This is a genomic window from Winogradskyella algicola, assembly GCF_005869935.1.
GTDB lineage: Bacteria > Bacteroidota > Bacteroidia > Flavobacteriales > Flavobacteriaceae > Winogradskyella > Winogradskyella algicola.
Genome location: NZ_SZQF01000004.1, coordinates 202,457 through 219,989, shown reverse-complemented (window position 1 = coordinate 219,989; position 17,533 = coordinate 202,457). Strand labels below are relative to the sequence as shown.

General features: G+C 34.0%; 20 protein-coding genes. 13 read left to right on the top strand and 7 right to left on the bottom strand.

Annotated features, from left to right (window positions below):
* Positions 1-52 precede the first annotated feature (52 nt).
* The 7 genes from FC091_RS08505 to FC091_RS08475 all read left to right on the top strand — a co-directional run bounded on the left by FC091_RS08505 (position 53) and on the right by FC091_RS08475 (position 5,641).
* Positions 53-820, top strand: coding sequence for a ParA family protein (locus FC091_RS08505; protein WP_138433848.1), 768 nt, complete (start codon positions 53-55; stop codon positions 818-820).
* Positions 820-1,725, top strand: a complete 906-nt coding sequence (locus FC091_RS08500; protein ID WP_138433847.1) for a ParB/RepB/Spo0J family partition protein — start codon at positions 820-822, stop codon at positions 1,723-1,725. Before FC091_RS08505 ends, FC091_RS08500 begins: the two co-directional genes overlap by 1 nt.
* Positions 1,715-2,320 (top strand): DUF5683 domain-containing protein, encoded by a 606-nt coding sequence (locus tag FC091_RS08495; protein ID WP_076620702.1) that lies wholly within the window; start codon positions 1,715-1,717, stop codon positions 2,318-2,320. Before FC091_RS08500 ends, FC091_RS08495 begins: the two co-directional genes overlap by 11 nt.
* Positions 2,321-3,022, top strand: coding sequence for a 4-hydroxy-tetrahydrodipicolinate reductase (dapB, locus tag FC091_RS08490; RefSeq protein WP_138433846.1), 702 nt, complete (start codon positions 2,321-2,323; stop codon positions 3,020-3,022).
* 61 nt (positions 3,023-3,083) lie between these two features.
* Complete coding sequence (lepB, locus tag FC091_RS08485) at positions 3,084-4,706, top strand: signal peptidase I (RefSeq protein WP_138433845.1); 1,623 nt, start codon at positions 3,084-3,086, stop codon at positions 4,704-4,706.
* Between the two features lie 12 nt (positions 4,707-4,718).
* Positions 4,719-5,339 carry a WbqC family protein gene (locus tag FC091_RS08480; protein ID WP_138433844.1) on the top strand — a complete coding sequence of 207 codons (621 nt, stop codon included), beginning with the start codon at positions 4,719-4,721 and terminating at the stop codon, positions 5,337-5,339.
* Positions 5,333-5,641 (top strand): DUF6122 family protein, encoded by a 309-nt coding sequence (locus tag FC091_RS08475; RefSeq protein WP_138433843.1) that lies wholly within the window; start codon positions 5,333-5,335, stop codon positions 5,639-5,641. Before FC091_RS08480 ends, FC091_RS08475 begins: the two co-directional genes overlap by 7 nt.
* Here the strand turns inward: FC091_RS08475 and FC091_RS08470 are convergent.
* The 7 genes from FC091_RS08470 to FC091_RS08440 form a co-directional block, all read right to left on the bottom strand.
* Positions 5,630-6,661 carry an endonuclease/exonuclease/phosphatase family protein gene (locus FC091_RS08470; protein ID WP_138433842.1) on the bottom strand — a complete coding sequence of 344 codons (1,032 nt, stop codon included), beginning with the start codon at positions 6,659-6,661 and terminating at the stop codon, positions 5,630-5,632. The genes FC091_RS08475 and FC091_RS08470 overlap by 12 nt on opposite strands.
* Before the next feature lie 5 nt (positions 6,662-6,666).
* Positions 6,667-7,548 (bottom strand): rhomboid family intramembrane serine protease, encoded by an 882-nt coding sequence (locus tag FC091_RS08465; protein WP_138433841.1) that lies wholly within the window; start codon positions 7,546-7,548, stop codon positions 6,667-6,669.
* A 2-nt stretch (positions 7,549-7,550) separates the two neighbouring features.
* Positions 7,551-8,303: a rhomboid family intramembrane serine protease gene (locus FC091_RS08460; RefSeq protein ID WP_138433840.1), complete on the bottom strand. Its 753-nt coding sequence runs from the start codon at positions 8,301-8,303 to the stop codon at positions 7,551-7,553.
* 1 nt (position 8,304) lies between these two features.
* Positions 8,305-10,176: a DNA mismatch repair endonuclease MutL gene (gene mutL, locus FC091_RS08455; RefSeq protein ID WP_138433839.1), complete on the bottom strand. Its 1,872-nt coding sequence runs from the start codon at positions 10,174-10,176 to the stop codon at positions 8,305-8,307.
* A complete protein-coding gene (locus tag FC091_RS08450; protein ID WP_138433838.1) occupies positions 10,176-10,460 on the bottom strand; it encodes a riboflavin synthase subunit beta in 285 nt (94 codons plus the stop codon). Before FC091_RS08450 ends, mutL begins: the two co-directional genes overlap by 1 nt.
* 427 nt (positions 10,461-10,887) lie before the next feature.
* A complete protein-coding gene (gene ribH / locus FC091_RS08445; RefSeq protein WP_138433837.1) occupies positions 10,888-11,394 on the bottom strand; it encodes a 6,7-dimethyl-8-ribityllumazine synthase in 507 nt (168 codons plus the stop codon).
* Positions 11,395-11,397: 3 nt separating this feature from the next.
* Positions 11,398-12,162 carry a tetratricopeptide repeat protein gene (locus tag FC091_RS08440; protein ID WP_138433836.1) on the bottom strand — a complete coding sequence of 255 codons (765 nt, stop codon included), beginning with the start codon at positions 12,160-12,162 and terminating at the stop codon, positions 11,398-11,400.
* A gap of 140 nt (positions 12,163-12,302) precedes the next feature.
* Here FC091_RS08440 and recF point away from each other — a divergent pair, with 140 nt between their 5' ends.
* From recF to FC091_RS08410, 6 genes are all read left to right on the top strand, one after another.
* Positions 12,303-13,382 (top strand): DNA replication/repair protein RecF, encoded by a 1,080-nt coding sequence (gene recF / locus FC091_RS08435; RefSeq protein ID WP_138433835.1) that lies wholly within the window; start codon positions 12,303-12,305, stop codon positions 13,380-13,382.
* Positions 13,379-13,798, top strand: a complete 420-nt coding sequence (locus tag FC091_RS08430; protein WP_138433834.1) for a lipocalin-like domain-containing protein — start codon at positions 13,379-13,381, stop codon at positions 13,796-13,798. Before recF ends, FC091_RS08430 begins: the two co-directional genes overlap by 4 nt.
* 15 nt (positions 13,799-13,813) lie before the next feature.
* On the top strand, positions 13,814-14,110 hold the full coding sequence (locus tag FC091_RS08425) for a DUF721 domain-containing protein (protein ID WP_076620676.1): 297 nt from the start codon (positions 13,814-13,816) through the stop codon (positions 14,108-14,110).
* Between the two features lie 70 nt (positions 14,111-14,180).
* Positions 14,181-14,711 (top strand): CIA30 family protein, encoded by a 531-nt coding sequence (locus FC091_RS08420; RefSeq protein WP_246035834.1) that lies wholly within the window; start codon positions 14,181-14,183, stop codon positions 14,709-14,711.
* Positions 14,712-14,747: 36 nt separating this feature from the next.
* Positions 14,748-17,165, top strand: a complete 2,418-nt coding sequence (locus tag FC091_RS08415) for a penicillin acylase family protein (RefSeq protein ID WP_138433833.1) — start codon at positions 14,748-14,750, stop codon at positions 17,163-17,165.
* Positions 17,165-17,518 carry a hypothetical protein gene (locus FC091_RS08410; protein WP_138433832.1) on the top strand — a complete coding sequence of 118 codons (354 nt, stop codon included), beginning with the start codon at positions 17,165-17,167 and terminating at the stop codon, positions 17,516-17,518. The genes FC091_RS08415 and FC091_RS08410 overlap by 1 nt, the downstream gene beginning before the upstream one ends.
* Positions 17,519-17,533 lie beyond the last annotated feature (15 nt).

Here is a 17,533-nt window from a genome sequence, read left to right as displayed (position 1 = left end):
CAAAACCCATAATAAATTGTATTTTTAAGCCCTTAACAAACCAAATCATTTAATGGGTAAAATCATTGCTATTGCTAATCAAAAAGGTGGTGTCGGAAAAACAACCACCTCTGTAAATTTAGCAGCTTCTTTAGGTGCACTTGAGAAGAAAGTCCTACTTATAGACGCAGATCCACAAGCTAATGCCAGTTCTGGTTTAGGCATCGATGTTGATGCCGTAGAGATTGGATCTTATCAGGTTTTAGAACACACTAAAACAGCTAAAGAAGCTATTATGGCTTCTAATGCGCCTAATGTCGATGTTATTCCTGCGCACATAGATCTTGTTGCTATTGAGATAGAACTTGTTGACAAAGATGAGCGCGAGTATATGCTTAAACAAGCAATTAGAGATTTAAAATCTGAATACGACTATATTTTAATTGATTGTGCACCATCCTTAGGGTTACTAACTTTGAATGCATTAACAGCTTCAGATTCTGTTATTATCCCAATCCAATGTGAGTATTTTGCACTTGAAGGTTTAGGAAAACTGTTAAATACTATTAAAAGTGTACAAAAAATACACAACCAAGCGTTAGACATTGAAGGTATGCTTCTAACTATGTTCGATTCGCGTTTGCGTCTATCAAATCAGGTTGTAGAAGAAGTTCAAAAACACTTCAGTGACATGGTGTTTGAAACAATCATACAACGTAATGTTAAACTTGGTGAAGCACCTAGTTATGGTGAAAGTATTATTAACTACGATGTAAGCAGTAGAGGCGCTGCCAATTATTTAAATTTGGCAAAAGAGCTCATAAAGAAAAATGAATTATAATGGCGAAAGCAACGAAAAAACAGGCTTTAGGACGTGGACTATCTGCTTTACTAAAAGATCCTGAAAATGATATAAACTCTGCAGAAGATAAAAATGCAGATAAAGTTGTTGGTAATATTGTTGAACTTGATATTGAAAGTATTGAGGTTAATCCTTTTCAACCAAGAACCAACTTTAATGAAGAATCGCTGAGAGAATTAGCATCATCAATTAGAGAGTTAGGTGTTATTCAACCAATTACAGTTAGAAAATTAGCCTTTAACAACTATCAGTTAGTTTCTGGTGAACGTCGTTTTAGAGCCTCGAAGCTTATTGGTTTAGAAACAATACCTGCTTACATAAGAATTGCTAACGACCAAGAGTCGCTAGAGATGGCTCTGGTTGAAAATATCCAAAGACAAGATTTAGACCCAATAGAGATTGCATTATCATACCAACGTTTAATTGATGAAATTAATCTCACTCAAGAGCAAATGAGTGAGCGCGTAGGTAAAAAGCGCTCAACTATTGCCAATTATCTTCGATTGCTAAAACTAGACCCAATTATCCAAACCGGAATGCGAGATGGATTTATTTCTATGGGTCACGGTAGAGCTATGGTAAATATTGAAAGTCCTGTAGACCAGCTCGAAGTTTATGAAAAAATTATCAGTAATAAACTTTCTGTGAGAGCTACCGAGCAACTTGTTAAGAATTTGAACAACCAAGAAGAAACCTCTAAACCAGAAAAAATATCTACTGAAGTTCCTAAGCACATAAAGAAAGGCATAAAAGATTTTTCAGATTACTTTGGTCACAAAATTGATGTAAAGCTCGGAAAAAACGGTAGTGGCAAGATTACAATCCCTTTTCATTCCGAAGAAGATTTCAATAGAATTAAAAAACTAGTACAGCGTGCTAAATAACCATCTTTTCTTTGGCATCCTATGCATAATTTCTTCATCATTTTCATTTTCCCAAAACGAAAGTGATAGTATTGTTAGCACTATAGAAAAGGAGCCTGTTCTTATTAACGATGCATTTATAGAAAAACAGGAAATAGACCCTTTGAGGCCATCTAAAGCCGCCTTTTATTCTGCTGTTTTACCAGGTGCAGGACAGTTTTATAACAAAAAATATTGGAAAATCCCTATCGTTTGGGGAGCTATAGGCACAGGAGTTTATTTTTATTTAAGAAACGACAAACAGTACGACCGCTATCGTGATGCTTACAAAAGACGATTAGCAGGTTTTACTGATGATGAATTTTCGGATGCAAATGGCAATCCACTTATTTCTAACGATGGATTGATAAGAGCACAGCAGCAATTTAGGAGAAACAAAGAAGTTTCGCTTTTAGTTACCATTGGTTTGTATGCACTTAATATTATAGATGCCAATGTAGATGCCCATTTGCTTCAGTTTAATGTAGATGAAAACTTGAGTTTTAGTCCACACTATCAATACAACCAAATGGAAAACTCAGGAGATTTAGGCTTAACACTTAATTTTAAATTCTAAATGAATATAGCTTTACTCGGTTATGGTAGAATGGGAAAAAGTATTGAAGCTATTGCTCTAGAGCGTAACCATACTATCGTTTTAAAGGTCTCTAAACCTTCTGAAAATTTCAATTTTTATAATGCAGATGTCGCCATAGATTTTAGTATTCCTAGTGCAGCTGTAAACAACATTAAAATGGCTTTAGATGCTAATGTGCCTGTTATTTCTGGCACTACAGGTTGGTTAGAGCATTATCAAGAGGTTATGGAATATTGCCAATCTAAAAATGGTACATTTCTATACGCTTCAAATTTTAGTCTTGGCGTAAATATCTTCTTTGAAGTGAATAAACGATTAAGCAAACTGATGGCTACAGTTGAGGGCTACAAAACGGAAATTGAAGAAATTCACCATACTAAAAAATTAGATGCGCCAAGTGGAACTGCAATAACCCTAGCAGAACAGATTATTGAAAATACACATTATGATAAATGGACATTAGAAAAGCCAACTTCCAATGAAATAGCTATAAAAGCTAAACGTATTCCTGAAGTTCCTGGTACACACGAAATAACTTATAATTCTGAAATAGACTCTATAAGCATTAAGCACACAGCGCATAGTAGACAAGGCTTTGCTTTAGGCGCAGTTATTGCAGCCGAATGGATTAAAGATAAAAAAGGCATATTCACTATGCGAGATGTGTTAAACATTGGTTAATTTGCCTATCATTTGAAACAAATTAAAATATTTTTCAACCTACTAGACTAAACATAACATCATGACCTGGACAGAGTGGTTTATTTTTTTACTGATATTGCAAATTATTCATGGCTTAGGCACATGGAAACTTTATGTTAAAGCTGGTAGACAAGCTTGGGAAGCATTTGTGCCTGTTTATAACGCAGTAATCTTAATGAAGATTATTTCGCGTCCTTGGTGGTGGGTAATTCTTATGTTTTTACCAATTGTAAATCTCATTATGATTCCAGCAGCTTGGGTTGAAACTGCAAGAGCATTTGGTAAAGACAGTAAATTAGATGCTTTAATTTGCATTGTAACTCTAGGATTTTATTTATACTATCTTAATTATGTTGAGGATGTTAAGTATATTGAAAACAGAACACTCAAACCAAAAACCTCAACTGGTGAATGGATTACTTCTATTCTATTTGCTATTGTTGCTGCGACCATTGTACATACTTACTTTTTTCAACCGTTTGTTATTCCGTCTTCATCGTTAGAAAAATCGTTATTAGTTGGTGATTTCTTAATCGTTAGTAAAATACATTATGGTGCCAGAGGTCCTATGACTACTGTTGCAGCGCCTATGGTACACGACACCATTCCTAAGTTGGGAGTAAAATCATATCTGTATGATGATAATTATGAAGAACGTAATACGTCTTGGAAAAACAAATTACAACTACCTTATTTTAGACTTCCTGGTTTTGAAAATGTAGAGCGTAATGATATTGTAGTTTTTAACCAACCTGCAGATACATTACTAAATATGAACATATTTACACCAGATCGTAATTACTACAAACCTATCGATAAGAAGACTAATCTGGTAAAACGTTGTGTTGGTACTCCAGGAGATACACTAGAGATAAAAGATGGTTATGTGTTTATAAATGGCAAACAAAATGTACTACCTCCAAGATCTCATTTACAGTTTTCGTATAAGTTAACATTGAAAAAACCAATTAGTTCAGCTGGTGAGGAGCGTATGTTTTACAATATGCTCGATAAAGCTAATATTGATGATGGGTTTAGAATCAATCCTGATGGCTCATTTTATTTAGCAGCAGTTTCAGATGAAGCAGCCAACAAGCTTAGAGTACAACCTAATGTTGCTAGCGTAGAACGTGAGGTCCAAGAAAAAGGGATATCTGGAGATGTTTTTCCTAGGGATGCTTATCACAACGACTGGAACACGGATCATTTTGGACCACTATGGATTCCTAAAGCTGGCGCAACTGTACAATTAGATAAGACAAACATAGCTCTATACAAGCGTGCTATTGGAGAGTATGAAGGTAATAAAGTGGTTACTCGAGGTGACGAGATTTATATTAATGATGAACCAGCAACTTCCTATACTTTTAAACAAGATTATTACTGGATGATGGGTGACAACCGAAATAATTCTATTGATAGTAGATATTGGGGATTTGTGCCTTATGATCATATTTTTGGTAAGCCAGTATTTATCTGGATGAGTATAGATGGACTAATGAATGGCGGTATTAAAAACTGGAAATTCCGTTGGGACAGAATATTTACAACAGTTAGTGGCTCTGGTGAGCGCACCTCTTATTTCATTCCATTTTTAGTTGTTGTTTTAGGTATTTATGGTTTTAATAAATGGCGTAAGAAAAAGAAGGCGTCATCATCTTAAATCCGTACACAAATGGATTGTCTTATACATCCAACCTATTTTCCCAATATAGCTCACTTTGCAGCTATGGTAACTTCTAAATCGGTTTGTTTGGAGTTGTGGGATAATTACCAAAAACAATCTTATAGAAATCGCACAGAAATCTATGCTGCTAATGGCAAACTGGCACTTACGGTTCCTGTTAAGTATTCCCAAAAAAACAGGCAACTTTATAGAGACGTAAAAATTGCTAATGAAGATAATTGGCAATCATTACATCTTAAATCTTTACAGTCTGCTTATAGCATGTCGCCTTTTTTCGAATTTTATATTGATGATTTAATACCGCTTTTTGAAACTAAATACGATTACATATTGGATTTAAACCTAAAATGTTTTGAAATTCTCACAGGTAGTCTTCAGTTAGAATTAAGCGTAGCTAAAAGTGTAGTTTTTGAAAAAGATTCTATAAATAAAAATGACTTCAGACCTCTGGTAAAACGCAATTACAAAGCCAATAACCTGGAACACTATACTCAGGTTTTTACAGAAAAGCATGGGTTTATTCCTAATCTAAGTATTTTAGATTTACTCTTTAATGAAGGTCCTAACACAGAGTTATATCTTACTCGCCAAAATATAGACTTATGCTAAAATTTACCATTCATTATGGTTTGCATTTTGCTCTACCTCTAGCAATTGCATTAATATTCTACAGAAAGCAATGGCTAAAAATATACTTAATTATGCTTGCTGCTTTTGTGATAGATTTAGATCATTTGCTCGCCAATCCAATTTTCGATTCAAATAGATGTAGCATCAACTATCATCCGCTTCATAGTTATTATGCTATTGTTGTATACTTCTTGTTACTTCTACCAAAAACAACTCGTGTTTTTGCCATTGGTCTCTTGGCACATATCACCTCAGATAGCGTAGATTGTTTACTTATTTAAGTTGAGAGTAGCTTTTATAGGATAATGGTCCGAGAGATTGATATCATTATAAGTCTTAAAACCATTAACCTTAAAACGCTTATCTGCGAGTATGAAGTCTATTCTCAGCGGGAAAAACTTGAACTGAAACGATTTCCCAAAACCATTTCCAGCCTTTTCGAAAGCGTCCTTTAAATCATCACCCAATATTTCTTTATAACTATACGAATATGCTGTATTATTAAAATCTCCTGCAACAATAATCTTGTAAGGACACTTAGACTTGTGCTCTAAAAATAGTTCAACCTGAGACTGTTGTTCTATAAATGCTGATTTAACACGTTCTACAAACACATCTCTTGAATACTGACTGTTAATATAATCAATCTCAGTATTAATTTTTGCAGATTGAAGGTGGATATTATAAACTCTAATTGTGTCTTTTTCCTTTACAATATCTGCAAAAACAGCGTTGTTACCAGTATTAGTAAATTCTAAAGATCCTGAATTAATTATTGGGAATTTAGAAAAAATGGTGTGACCTCCTTTAGCATCTTTGGTATAACGTGCATTATAATTATTGTAACCTTTTAAGTTTATTGGTGTGCCTCTAGTATATTCTTGTATACAAATGATGTCTGGTGACTCGTTATAAAAGAAATTCACAATATCTTCTCTTGTAGTAACATTAGGTTTCCAATTATACTTGTTAAACAACCTTACATTAAAAGACATCACAGAAATATTACCAGTTTCATCAATCTTTTTTGAAGATGAAAATTTATATAAAGAACTCAAGTAGCTCCATCCCAAAAGAAGTACAACGAGCGATAGCAACATTTGCTTCTTAACTTGAAGTAACCAATAAATAAAGAATAAGATATTCAGTAGAATTAATAAAGGAACTCCCAAGCTTAAAACCGATAAAGTAGCAAAACTCTTCGGTGGTACATAAGGCAATAAATAAGAAATAAGTAATAGAAAAGCAGCCAATGAATTGACGAAAAATATGATCTTATTAAAAAAGCTTAACTTTTTCATATTTATCAATCTTCTTTACTAGCATCAAACAAAAACGCTTTTTCATCAGACGATAAGCTATCGTAACCACTCTTACTTATTTTATCTAAAATGGCATCTATCTTTTTTTGTTTATTGCTTTTATCTGATGCCTTTGATTTTGATGATTTCTTGGACGAAGCCTTAGACGTTCTTCTGTGTACAGTTTTTAAGTTAGACTTAGGCTTAAACCAGCCAGCAACAGCATCCATCATGCGCTCAAAGCCTTGACCTATATCTTTTCCTTTCACCAATTGCGTAGCATAATAATACCCTAAAATATAGCCACCTATGTGAGCTACATAACCACCTTGGTTAATACCTAACAGTAATCTAAAAACGTCCATCGCAACAAAAAAGAGTGCAATATGCATCCATTTGACATTAAAAGCATTAAATAACCTAATCTGCGAATTTGGCATATAGATAGCTATGAACATTAGCAAAGCACTTACACCTGCGGATGCACCAACCATAATACCATTTTTAGCACCAAAGAAATTGGTTGGAATGATATTAGCAACAGCCAGGTAAGCTAAACCGCCTGATATGATTCCGAGCAGATAGATATTTAAAACCATTTTAGTTCTAAACAAGTTTGATGCTGCTCTTGATAAGTAGAATAAAAACAACATATTAAAGAGCAAGTGGAAAAAGCCACTATGCAAAAACCCATATGAAATGATAGACCATGGTTGCAAAACGAAATCACCAAAACCAGAGGGTAATACAAAATATTTTATGATATTGAGCCTAAAAAGACTTGTAAGCACAATATCTACAATAAATACCAAGACATTTATGGTAATGATTTTACCAAAAACATCAAGATTATTGTAGCGATATTTTAAATTTTCTAACGTAGTCATTTTTAATTCCAACGGTATTTATCACGTTCATTTTTTTTCCAGAAATACATAAGCAAAAAACCAGTTAGTGCACCACCAACATGAGCCATATATGCTGTATTACTTGGACTGAAAATAGATTGACCTGTTAATCCTGAAAATAAATCTAAAGCAATGATAGCAGGTATAAAATATTTAGCCTTAATCGGTATTGGTAAGAAAATCAACATCAATTTAGACTCTGGGAATAACATCCCAAAGGCAACAAGAATACCCATAATTGCACCTGAGGCTCCCACCATTGTTGCATTAAATGCACTTGCAAATCCGTCAAATTTATCACCTAGCACCGGAACCCATCTTTTATCGTACTGACCATCACTCAACACACTTACAATATCTGTTTGGGAGAAACCAGATTCTATTAATGTCTCTAAACCAGTATTAAATTGAAAGTACAAGAATGCAACCTGAATAATTGCTGCACCAAAGCCGCATAATAAATAAAAAACAACAAACTTTCGCATACCGAATACTTGTTCTACAGTAGTACCAAACATCCAAAGGGCAAACATGTTAAATAGGATATGTGTTACATTACCATGCATAAACATATGCGTTAAAACCTGCCACGGTTGAAACATTGGGTTTTTAGGAAAGTATAGAGCAAACCATTGATAAAAAGATTGACCATTACCAATAGCTAATGTGCCAATAAACATTAATACATTAATAATCAATAAATGCTTTACAGCATCTGTTATTCCTTGTCTCATACTACATAAATTTCTTTTCAATGTCTTCTGTAGACATTGTTATAAACGTTGGTCTGTTGGTTGGTGATACATTAGGTTCCTTACATGCAAAAAGAGAATTTACAAGATGCTCTTGCTCTGTATTATTTAGGGCTTGTCCATTCTTAATGGCAAGGCTTTTTGCCATAGATTTTGCCAATAAATCTGCAGCGCTAAAACTCGCATCTGGCACATCATTCTCAACGTCACTAATAAGTTGCTCTAATATTATAGACACTTCACTTTCTGGCACTCCAACAGGAACACCAGTTATAGTTATTGTTTCGTCTTTAACGTCAGAAAACACAAAACCTGTGTGTTCCAAATCTTCTTTTAAACCTACTATGATATTAATTTCATTAGGTGTAAAACTTAGTTGTAGAGGAAACAACAATTGTTGACTCGTAGCTTCTTTAATAGTAATGTGTTTAAGAAACCCTTCATACAAAATACGTTGGTGAGCCCTACTCTGGTCTATAATCAACATACCAGACTTTAATGTACTTACGATATATTTTTGCTGAAGCTGAAATGTAGTTTTACTCGTTTCTACAGAAGCATCACTAAAAAATGTTTCGGTTTTAAAGTCTTTTTCAAAACTTACTTCCACATCATCGCCTTGTCTTCTATTACCCTTAGACTCCAAACCGACATATAAACTTTCCCAATTAGCCGTTGGAGCTGATTTAAAACTTGTTCTCGTTGAAGTAGATTTAGAAGAAGAGCTACCAGAAGTACTTCCCTCATCAGCAAAAGGATTAAAACTTCGGTCTACCTCTATTGTTGGTGCTTTACCAGCTTTATCTTTGTAACTGTAAGGTGTATCAAAATTACTTTGCTGTTCAAAATCTAGAACTGGAGCTATATTAAATTGTCCTAAACTGTGCTTTACTGCTGATCTTAAAATGGCGTAAAGTGTATGCTCATCATCAAACTTAATTTCTGTTTTTGTCGGATGAATATTAATGTCTATTGTTTTTGGATCTACCGTAAGGTTTAAAAAATAACTGGCATGATATCCATCTTTTAATAAACCTTCAAATGCTGCGCTTATGGCATGATTTAGATACGGACTTTTGATAAATCTCTGGTTTACAAAAAAGAATTGCTCTGAGCGTGTTTTTTTTGAATATTCTGGCTTGCCTACAAATCCTGAAATTTTTAAAACTTCAGTTTCTTCTTCAACAGGCACTAATTTTTCATTGGTTTTAGTACCAAAAATATGAACAACACGTTGTCTGTAGTTTTCATTAGGAAGATTAAAAAGTTCACTTCCATTATGATAAAATGCAAAAGCAATATTTGGATGTGCTAATGCCACACGATGAAACTCATCTGTAATGTGTCGTAATTCTACAGTATCGGACTTTAAAAAATTGCGTCTAGCTGGTATATTAAAAAATAGATTCTTAACAGCAACAGATGTACCTGTAGGTGTTACAGCAACCTCTTGAGATTTCACAAGACTACCTTCGATTTCTATAGCAGTACCCAACTCATCCTTTGGACGTTTGGTTTTTAACTCTACATGCGCAATAGCCGCAATACTAGCTAGAGCTTCACCTCTAAATCCTTTGGTATTAAGCTGAAATAAATCTTCAGCAGATTTTATTTTTGAAGTGGCATGACGCTCAAAACTTAAACGTGCATCTGTAACACTCATACCTTTGCCGTTATCTATTACTTGTACAAGTGTTTTACCAGCATCTTTGATAATGAGTTTTATTTCATCTGCACCAGCATCTATGGCGTTCTCTAAAAGTTCCTTAACTACAGAAGCAGGTCGTTGCACCACTTCACCAGCTGCAATTTGGTTGGCAACATGGTCTGGTAAAAGTTGAATGATATCTGTCATTAGCTTTGAGGGAAGAAAATAGACAAATCGAAACCAATTATTAATAAGAATAAAAGGATTAAGATACCTGCAATAATAAAGACACGTTTATTTACGCTTTCGTCTCTGTCATTCTGATATTCGTCTATTGCAGCATTCCATTTTCCTTTGATACCTTTTGGTGGATTTACCGTTTTACGATACTCATCAAACTTGTGCTTTAATTCATAGGGATTTCCATCACCTTTATAGTAACGTGGTTTATAACTGTACTTTCGGTTTTTCTTCAATTTCATTAATCCCATGATATCCTTACTTAATATATCCTTCTAAGACATACATTAAAACAAAAAGCGCTATAAGCATTATAATTAAAGACGGTAAGGAAAATAATTTATTTGATTTTCGCTTAGTATTGCCTTTTATTTCATGCCACTTACGCTCCAAGTCGTCTTTCGACTCTTTCCGATGGCTATCGGCTTCAGAATCCTGAAAACGTGGCTTATAATTAAACCGTTTATTTTTTCTTTGATTAAACAAGTTGTCTTATAAATTAAAACCTTGATTGTCTCAAAAGTACTTAAAATACTAGGAAAAAATGCCTAAGGATTCCTTAAAATTATCAACAAAAAGGATGCCATTATTTAGTTAACTAGTACTAAGTGTAAAGCAATAAGTGATAAAATAAGAATAGGTACTATTTCCTAGGTATTACTTACTGCCTACTTAACACTACTTGGTCTCTTTTCTGAGCTGTGCCATTTTAATTGCAGTAATCGCAGCTTCGGTGCCTTTGTTACCATGTTTTCCACCAGAACGATCAATAGATTGTTGCATGTTATTATCTGTTAACACACAGAAAATAACAGGTATATCGCCTTTTAGATTGAGATCCTTAATACCTTGTGTAACGCCTTCACATACAAAATCGAAATGTTTAGTTTCGCCCTGTATAACACAACCTATAACAATAATAGCGTCTAACATGCCAGATTCGGCATAAATGCTTTTAGACATTCTGGCAGCTCCATAGGTAAGTTCAAAAGTTCCTGGCACATTCCAGCGTACAATGTTTTCTTTTTGTGCACCACAATCTAGTAATGCATCAAAAGCACCTTGCCAGAGGCCTTCTGTAATAGTATCGTTCCATTCTGAAACAACAATCCCAAACCGAAAGTCTTTCGCGTTTGGGATTGTTGCTTTATCGTAATTCGATAAATTATGATTTGCAGTAGCCATGTTTTATAAGCTTGCTTCTACTTTTCCTATCAATACATCAACTTGACCTGCTTCTGTAGAACTGTCAAATTCAGTTTTAATACGCTTTAGATAATCTAATGCTTTTTGGTTTTCACCTAAATCCATTGCAACTCTTGCTGCTTTTAGAAGGTACATAGGTGTTGTAAAATCATTAACATTAGCCTTAAATGCTTTTTCGTAATATTCTAAAGCTTCTGGTAATTGCTCTAACTGAACAAAGGCATCACCAATTCCACCTTTAGAGATTGGTCCTAACATCTTATCTTCACTAGAAAAATCACTTAGATAAGTAATTGCATTTTGATAATCCTTCAGGTTTAAATACGCCATACCAGCGTAATAGTTAGCTAGGTTTCCTGCTGGTGTGCTGCTGTATTCTTTGGCAATATCCTTCATACCAAACTTACCTTCGCCTCCTTCGATAGCCATAAGGTAAAGTGAATCTGAAGAAATACCATTAGCCGCATCTTCAAAGTATTTTTTTGCAGTGTACATTTCATTCATTGCCTCTTTTTCCTGAGGTTCTGCAATGAATTTGTTGTATCCTAAATAACCTAAAACTATAAGTGCTACAGCTGCAATTACACCAACGATGTAATTTTGGTTTTTAACAAACCATTCTTCTGTTTTTGAAGCTCCTTCATCTAAAGTATTAAATACTTCTGCTGTTGTTGAATTTTCTTCAACTACTACTTCCTTTTCTTTTTTAGTTTTTGGTTTATAGCCTCTTTTCTTATACGTTGCCATATCTTGTCTATTATTGCGTGCGCAAAAATATAATTTTTATTGGGATTTAAAAGCCTAATTATTCGTTATTTTTCAATAATTTGCAAGACTATTAATTACATAAAACACCTCTAAATTCAAGCAAAGAACATCTGTTTTTTATGGTTCTAAACGCATTATCTTTAGTTAATTACAAAAATTTTGAAAGTCAGATTTTTGATTTTGACGGTAAAATAAATTGCTTTGTTGGTGCTAATGGCATTGGTAAAACAAACGCTTTAGACGCTATTTATCATTTGGCTTTTGGTAAAAGCTATTTTAATCCTGTTGCTGTGCAAAACATAAAACATGGCACCGAATTTTTTGTGGTTGATGGTAATTTCACCAAAAATGAGCGCAGTGAAAAAATTATTGTTTCGCTTAAAAGAGGTCAAAAAAAAATCATAAAACGCAATGGTAAAGCTTATGAAAAATTTAGTGACCACATCGGTTTTATTCCACTGGTGATTATATCTCCAGCTGATAGAGACCTAATCATTGAAGGCAGTGACACAAGACGTAAGTTTATAGATAGTGTGATTTCGCAAAGTGATAAAGTATATTTATCTGCACTTATAGCTTACAACAAAGTACTTTCGCAACGTAATGCACTTTTAAAATATTTTGCGCTCAACAACACCTTTAATGCAGACACACTTGCTATATATAACGAACAACTAAACACCTACAGTGCAGAAATTTTCAAAAAACGAGAAGAATTCTTAAATGTATTTATCCCAATTTTTAAGGATCGTTACGAAGCCATAAGCCAAAGCAAAGAAGCTATAAATTTAAAATACAAAAGCGATTTGTTTGATGGTGAATTAATAGAACTTTTAAAAACCAACATTAACAAAGATAAGGCTTTACAATACACAAGCGTAGGGACGCACAAGGATGATTTAGTGTTTACAATTGATGATTTTCCCATAAAGAAATTTGGCAGTCAAGGACAGCAAAAATCCTTTTTAATTGCTTTAAAATTAGCGCAATTCGATTTTATAAAGCAACAAAGTGGTGTCTCGCCTATTTTACTACTCGATGACATTTTTGATAAGTTAGATGAAAACAGAGTAGCACAAATCATTAGTTTAGTAGATAACGATCATTTTGGTCAGATTTTTATTAGTGATACCCATGCCGAGCGAACAGAAAATGTAGTCAAGCAGATTCATCAATCTTACAAAATTTTTAAATTATGAAAAAGTGTGGCATTATCCTGCTAATTCTAATATTTAGCTGTTCTAAAAACCCTGAAACACTCATAACACACCTTAATGGTTATTGGGAGATTGAAGAAGTCACTTTAGCTGATGGTTCCGTTAAGCAATATCAATTCAACGAAACTATAGATTATATTAGTATTAATGATAGTCTGCAAGGATTCAGAAAAAAATTAAAACCTGGTATCAACGACACCTATTTTACCTCTGACGATGCTGAAGCGATTACCTTAAAAATTGAAAACAACAAACTCATCATGTACTATAAAACCTCTTATGCTGAGTGGAAGGAAACCGTTTTAGAAGCCTCAGAAAAGCATTTAAAAGTAAGGAATGAAAATAAGGATGTATATTTATACAAGCGTTACATTCCAATACAATTGGATATTGATTAATAGTGGTGATAGAAAATGGCAAAACGAAACAATGATAACCGTCCAATAGAAGAAATTTTAAAAGAATTTGTACAAACCAATAATCTAGAAGCCGGTTTAGACAAAGTAAATGTTCGAGAAGCTTGGGCTAATCTCATGGGAAATGGCGTTAACAATTATACAACAGCAATAGAACTTAAACACGAAACGCTTTATGTACAACTGAGCTCTAGCGTATTGCGTGAAGAACTGAGTTATGGCAATGAAAAAATCGTAAAAATGTTAAACGAGTCAATCGGTAAAGAGATTGTAAAAAAATTAGTGTTACGCTAAGCAAAAGCGTTAAGATTTTTAGAAAACCAGAAAAGATCCGTCTAGCATTTTGTAACTTTATTTAAAAAAGATGTTAAGACTATATGCCTTGTTATTATTTATCTCATTACAACAATCTATGACTTTATATCAATTTAATTTTGAAAGCAAACTAGATAGTTGGGAAATTTTGGATGATGTTGTTATGGGAGGCCAGTCTGATGGTCACCTAAAAATTAATGAAGACGGCCACGGAGAATTTTACGGACAAATCTCCTTAGAGAACAATGGTGGTTTTTCGTCTGTCCGCCATTATTTTGAAACACTAGACTCATCAAACTTTTCAACATTTAGTATACGTCTAAAAGGTGACGGCAAAACCTATCAGTTTAGAGTAAAAAATAGCCGTAATAATCGTCACTCATACATTTATAAATTCGCAACATCGGGTGATTGGCAAACTATAAAAATTCCATTTAAAGACATGTATGCCTCTTTTAGAGGTTATCGATTAGACATTCCTAATTTTGAAGGAAATAAAATGGAAGAAATAGCCTTTTTAATCGGAAATAAGAAAAAGGAGAGTTTTAAACTTCTTGTAGATTTTATAAGCTTAGAATAATATTTGGTATTTTTAGGCCTCAAATAGTGCTACCTAATGAAATATGCTAAGCTCATTGTCTCTTTCGTATTAACGATAGGACTTTTTTTTACCCTAAACACCAAACTAGGCTCCATTCCACCAATTGGTAAATTTTTAAATCCATATTCTGGTATTTGGCAAAATGAATCAACCGAATCTATTTCTGGAAATGTTAGAATTCCTGGATTAAAAGACAAAGTTACCGTTCACTATGATGAACAACTCATTCCACATGTTTTTGCTCAAAATGAAAGTGATCTCTACAAAGCGCAAGGGTACTTAACCGCCAAACATCGTTTATGGCAACTCGAGTTTCAGACCTTTGCTGCCTCTGGACGTTTATCTGAAATTATTGGAGAAAAAGCACTAGATTATGACCGTACAGAACGTCGCAGAGGCATGGGCTATGGAGCAGACCAAGCTATAGCTTACATGGAAAAATATGATAAAGAAACCTTGGGATATATTAGAGATTATGCAGATGGAGTTAATGCCTATATCAGTCAATTAAAACCTGAAGATTATCCTGTTGAATACAAACTACTAGACTATAAGCCCGAAGCTTGGACACCAAAAAAAACAGCATTATTATTAATGTACATGACCAAAATGCTAGCCGGTAATGATGATGATTTAGAATACACCAATGCATTACGATTACTCGGTAAAGATAATTTTGATTTATTGTTTCCTGATTTCTTCGACATTACAGATCCTGTAATACCAAAAGAAACCGATTGGAGTTTTATAAATGTACCGCAAACACCTTTGCCAAATAGTAAGGCTGTATTAGATACTATCACAGAAACAATCTCAAAACCAAATCCAGATAATGGTAGTAATAACTGGGCTGTATCAGGAGCTAAATCAGCAACCGGAAATCCTATACTGGCAAATGATCCGCATTTAGGTCTTAACCTACCTTCTATATGGTTTGTTATGCAGCTAAGCACACCAAATCATAATGCGTTTGGAGCTACTATTCCAGGTGCACTGAGTGTTATTTCTGGGTTCAATCAACACATAGCTTGGGGAGAAACCAATGCAACCAGAGATGTTATTGATTGGTACAAAGTTGAATTTAATGAAGACCGTACGAAATATAAGTATGATGGCCAATGGAAAGATGTTTCCATACGTGTTGAAGACATTAAAATAAGAGGAAAAGAAAACTACAAAGACACGGTACTCTATACGCACCATGGTCCTGTGGTATATGACAAAAACTTTAAGTCTGATATGGAATTGGCTGGCTATGCCATGAAGTGGATTGGACACGGAGGAGGAAACAACCAAAAAACATTCTTAGAGCTCAATAAAGCAAAGAACTATGATGACTATGTGCAGGCTTTACAATACTGGAATGCTCCTGCTCAAAACTTTGTTTTTGCTTCCACCGAAGGAGATATTGCCTTATGGATACAAGGAAAATTCCCGAATAAATGGGAAGGTCAAGGAAAATTTTTAATGGATGGTAGTAATCCTGAAAATGATTGGCAAAGCTATATACCTCAACAATTTAATGCGCATACTAAAAATCCTGAGCGTGGTTTTGTGAGTTCTGCCAATCAGCATCCTGTAGATGAAAACTACCCTTATTATGTTTTTAATGATGGCTACGAAACGTATAGAAACAGAGTTATTAATGATTACTTCAATTCAAAAGAGAAATTCAGTGTTGAAGATTTTAAAAATTTACATAACAACAACTACAATCTTAAAGCTGCCGAAATTGTACCATACATGTTAGAACACATGGACGCTTCCACTCTTTCCAAGGAAGAAAAAGTAATTTACAACGAAATAAAGACATGGAAATTTAACAACGATATAAACGAAGTTGGCCCTAGTATTTTTAGACAATGGTATGGAAAACTCTATAATTTGGTTTGGGATGAACTTGACTCTGAGGAGTTAGAATTAGATTCACCGTTTACCTATCAAACCATATATCTATTGAAGAATCATAGCGACCACAAATTTATGGATATTGTTGAAACTGAAGATAAAGTTGAAACTGCTAAAGATTTATTTTTAATTGCCTTTAAAGAAGCTTCTGAGCGTTTAATTGAAATTAAAAAAGAGAAAGGTGATTACACTTGGTTAAAATATAAAGCTACTTATGCAGGTCACTTACTACAAGCCTTACCTGCATTTTCAAGATTTGATATTCCTATTGGTGGAGATCGCAATATAGTTAATGCCACTTCAGAAAATCATGGGCCTTCATGGCGAATGATTGTTGAGATGAGTTCACCACCTAATGCCATAGGCATATATCCTGGTGGACAATCTGGTAATCCTGGTAGCAAATACTACGATAATTTTATAGACGATTGGGCTGCAGGAAAATACCATCAACTTAACTTTTTGCAATCTAACCAGGCTACAGATGCTATAATGAGTACACAAACCTTAACACCTGAAAACTAATGAAGAACAATATCATTAACTTTTTCGCAACAATATTCTTAGCATTTATACTATCGTTTGTTTTACCGTGGTGGTCCGTAATGACAGCCGCTTTGATAACTTCTTTATTTATTCCATTAAAAAAAGCTTCTGTATTTTTTGTACCCTTTTTAGCAATTCTTGTGTTTTGGGCAGTTTACAGCTTTATTCTAAGTAGCAGTAATGATTACACTTTAGCAAAACGTATCGCTGTGTTATTACCTCTTGGTGGTAATCCTTATGTTTTAATGCTAGTGACAGGAATTGTTGGTGGATTAGCTGCTGGAATCACAGCCGTATTTGGAAAACAATTTGCTGCTTTAGCCGTTAAATAAAAACAAAATTTAAAT

Bases quoted from the DNA above. Each gene is read 5' to 3' on its own strand.
- FC091_RS08505 (WP_138433848.1), top strand. From the start codon at position 53: ATGGGTAAAATCATTGCTATTGCTAATCAAAAAGGTGGTGTCGGAAAA.
- FC091_RS08500 (WP_138433847.1), top strand. From the start codon at position 820: ATGGCGAAAGCAACGAAAAAACAGGCTTTAGGACGTGGACTATCTGCT.
- dapB (WP_138433846.1), top strand. From the start codon at position 2,321: ATGAATATAGCTTTACTCGGTTATGGTAGAATGGGAAAAAGTATTGAA.
- lepB (WP_138433845.1), top strand. From the start codon at position 3,084: ATGACCTGGACAGAGTGGTTTATTTTTTTACTGATATTGCAAATTATT.
- FC091_RS08480 (WP_138433844.1), top strand. From the start codon at position 4,719: ATGGATTGTCTTATACATCCAACCTATTTTCCCAATATAGCTCACTTT.
- FC091_RS08475 (WP_138433843.1), top strand. From the start codon at position 5,333: ATGCTAAAATTTACCATTCATTATGGTTTGCATTTTGCTCTACCTCTA.
- FC091_RS08470 (WP_138433842.1), bottom strand. From the start codon at position 6,661: ATGAAAAAGTTAAGCTTTTTTAATAAGATCATATTTTTCGTCAATTCA.
- FC091_RS08465 (WP_138433841.1), bottom strand. From the start codon at position 7,548: ATGACTACGTTAGAAAATTTAAAATATCGCTACAATAATCTTGATGTT.
- FC091_RS08460 (WP_138433840.1), bottom strand. From the start codon at position 8,303: ATGAGACAAGGAATAACAGATGCTGTAAAGCATTTATTGATTATTAAT.
- mutL (WP_138433839.1), bottom strand. From the start codon at position 10,176: ATGACAGATATCATTCAACTTTTACCAGACCATGTTGCCAACCAAATT.
- FC091_RS08450 (WP_138433838.1), bottom strand. From the start codon at position 10,460: ATGGGATTAATGAAATTGAAGAAAAACCGAAAGTACAGTTATAAACCA.
- ribH (WP_138433837.1), bottom strand. From the start codon at position 11,394: ATGGCTACTGCAAATCATAATTTATCGAATTACGATAAAGCAACAATC.
- FC091_RS08440 (WP_138433836.1), bottom strand. From the start codon at position 12,162: ATGGCAACGTATAAGAAAAGAGGCTATAAACCAAAAACTAAAAAAGAA.
- recF (WP_138433835.1), top strand. From the start codon at position 12,303: ATGGTTCTAAACGCATTATCTTTAGTTAATTACAAAAATTTTGAAAGT.
- FC091_RS08430 (WP_138433834.1), top strand. From the start codon at position 13,379: ATGAAAAAGTGTGGCATTATCCTGCTAATTCTAATATTTAGCTGTTCT.
- FC091_RS08425 (WP_076620676.1), top strand. From the start codon at position 13,814: ATGGCAAAACGAAACAATGATAACCGTCCAATAGAAGAAATTTTAAAA.
- FC091_RS08420 (WP_246035834.1), top strand. From the start codon at position 14,181: ATGTTAAGACTATATGCCTTGTTATTATTTATCTCATTACAACAATCT.
- FC091_RS08415 (WP_138433833.1), top strand. From the start codon at position 14,748: ATGAAATATGCTAAGCTCATTGTCTCTTTCGTATTAACGATAGGACTT.
- FC091_RS08410 (WP_138433832.1), top strand. From the start codon at position 17,165: ATGAAGAACAATATCATTAACTTTTTCGCAACAATATTCTTAGCATTT.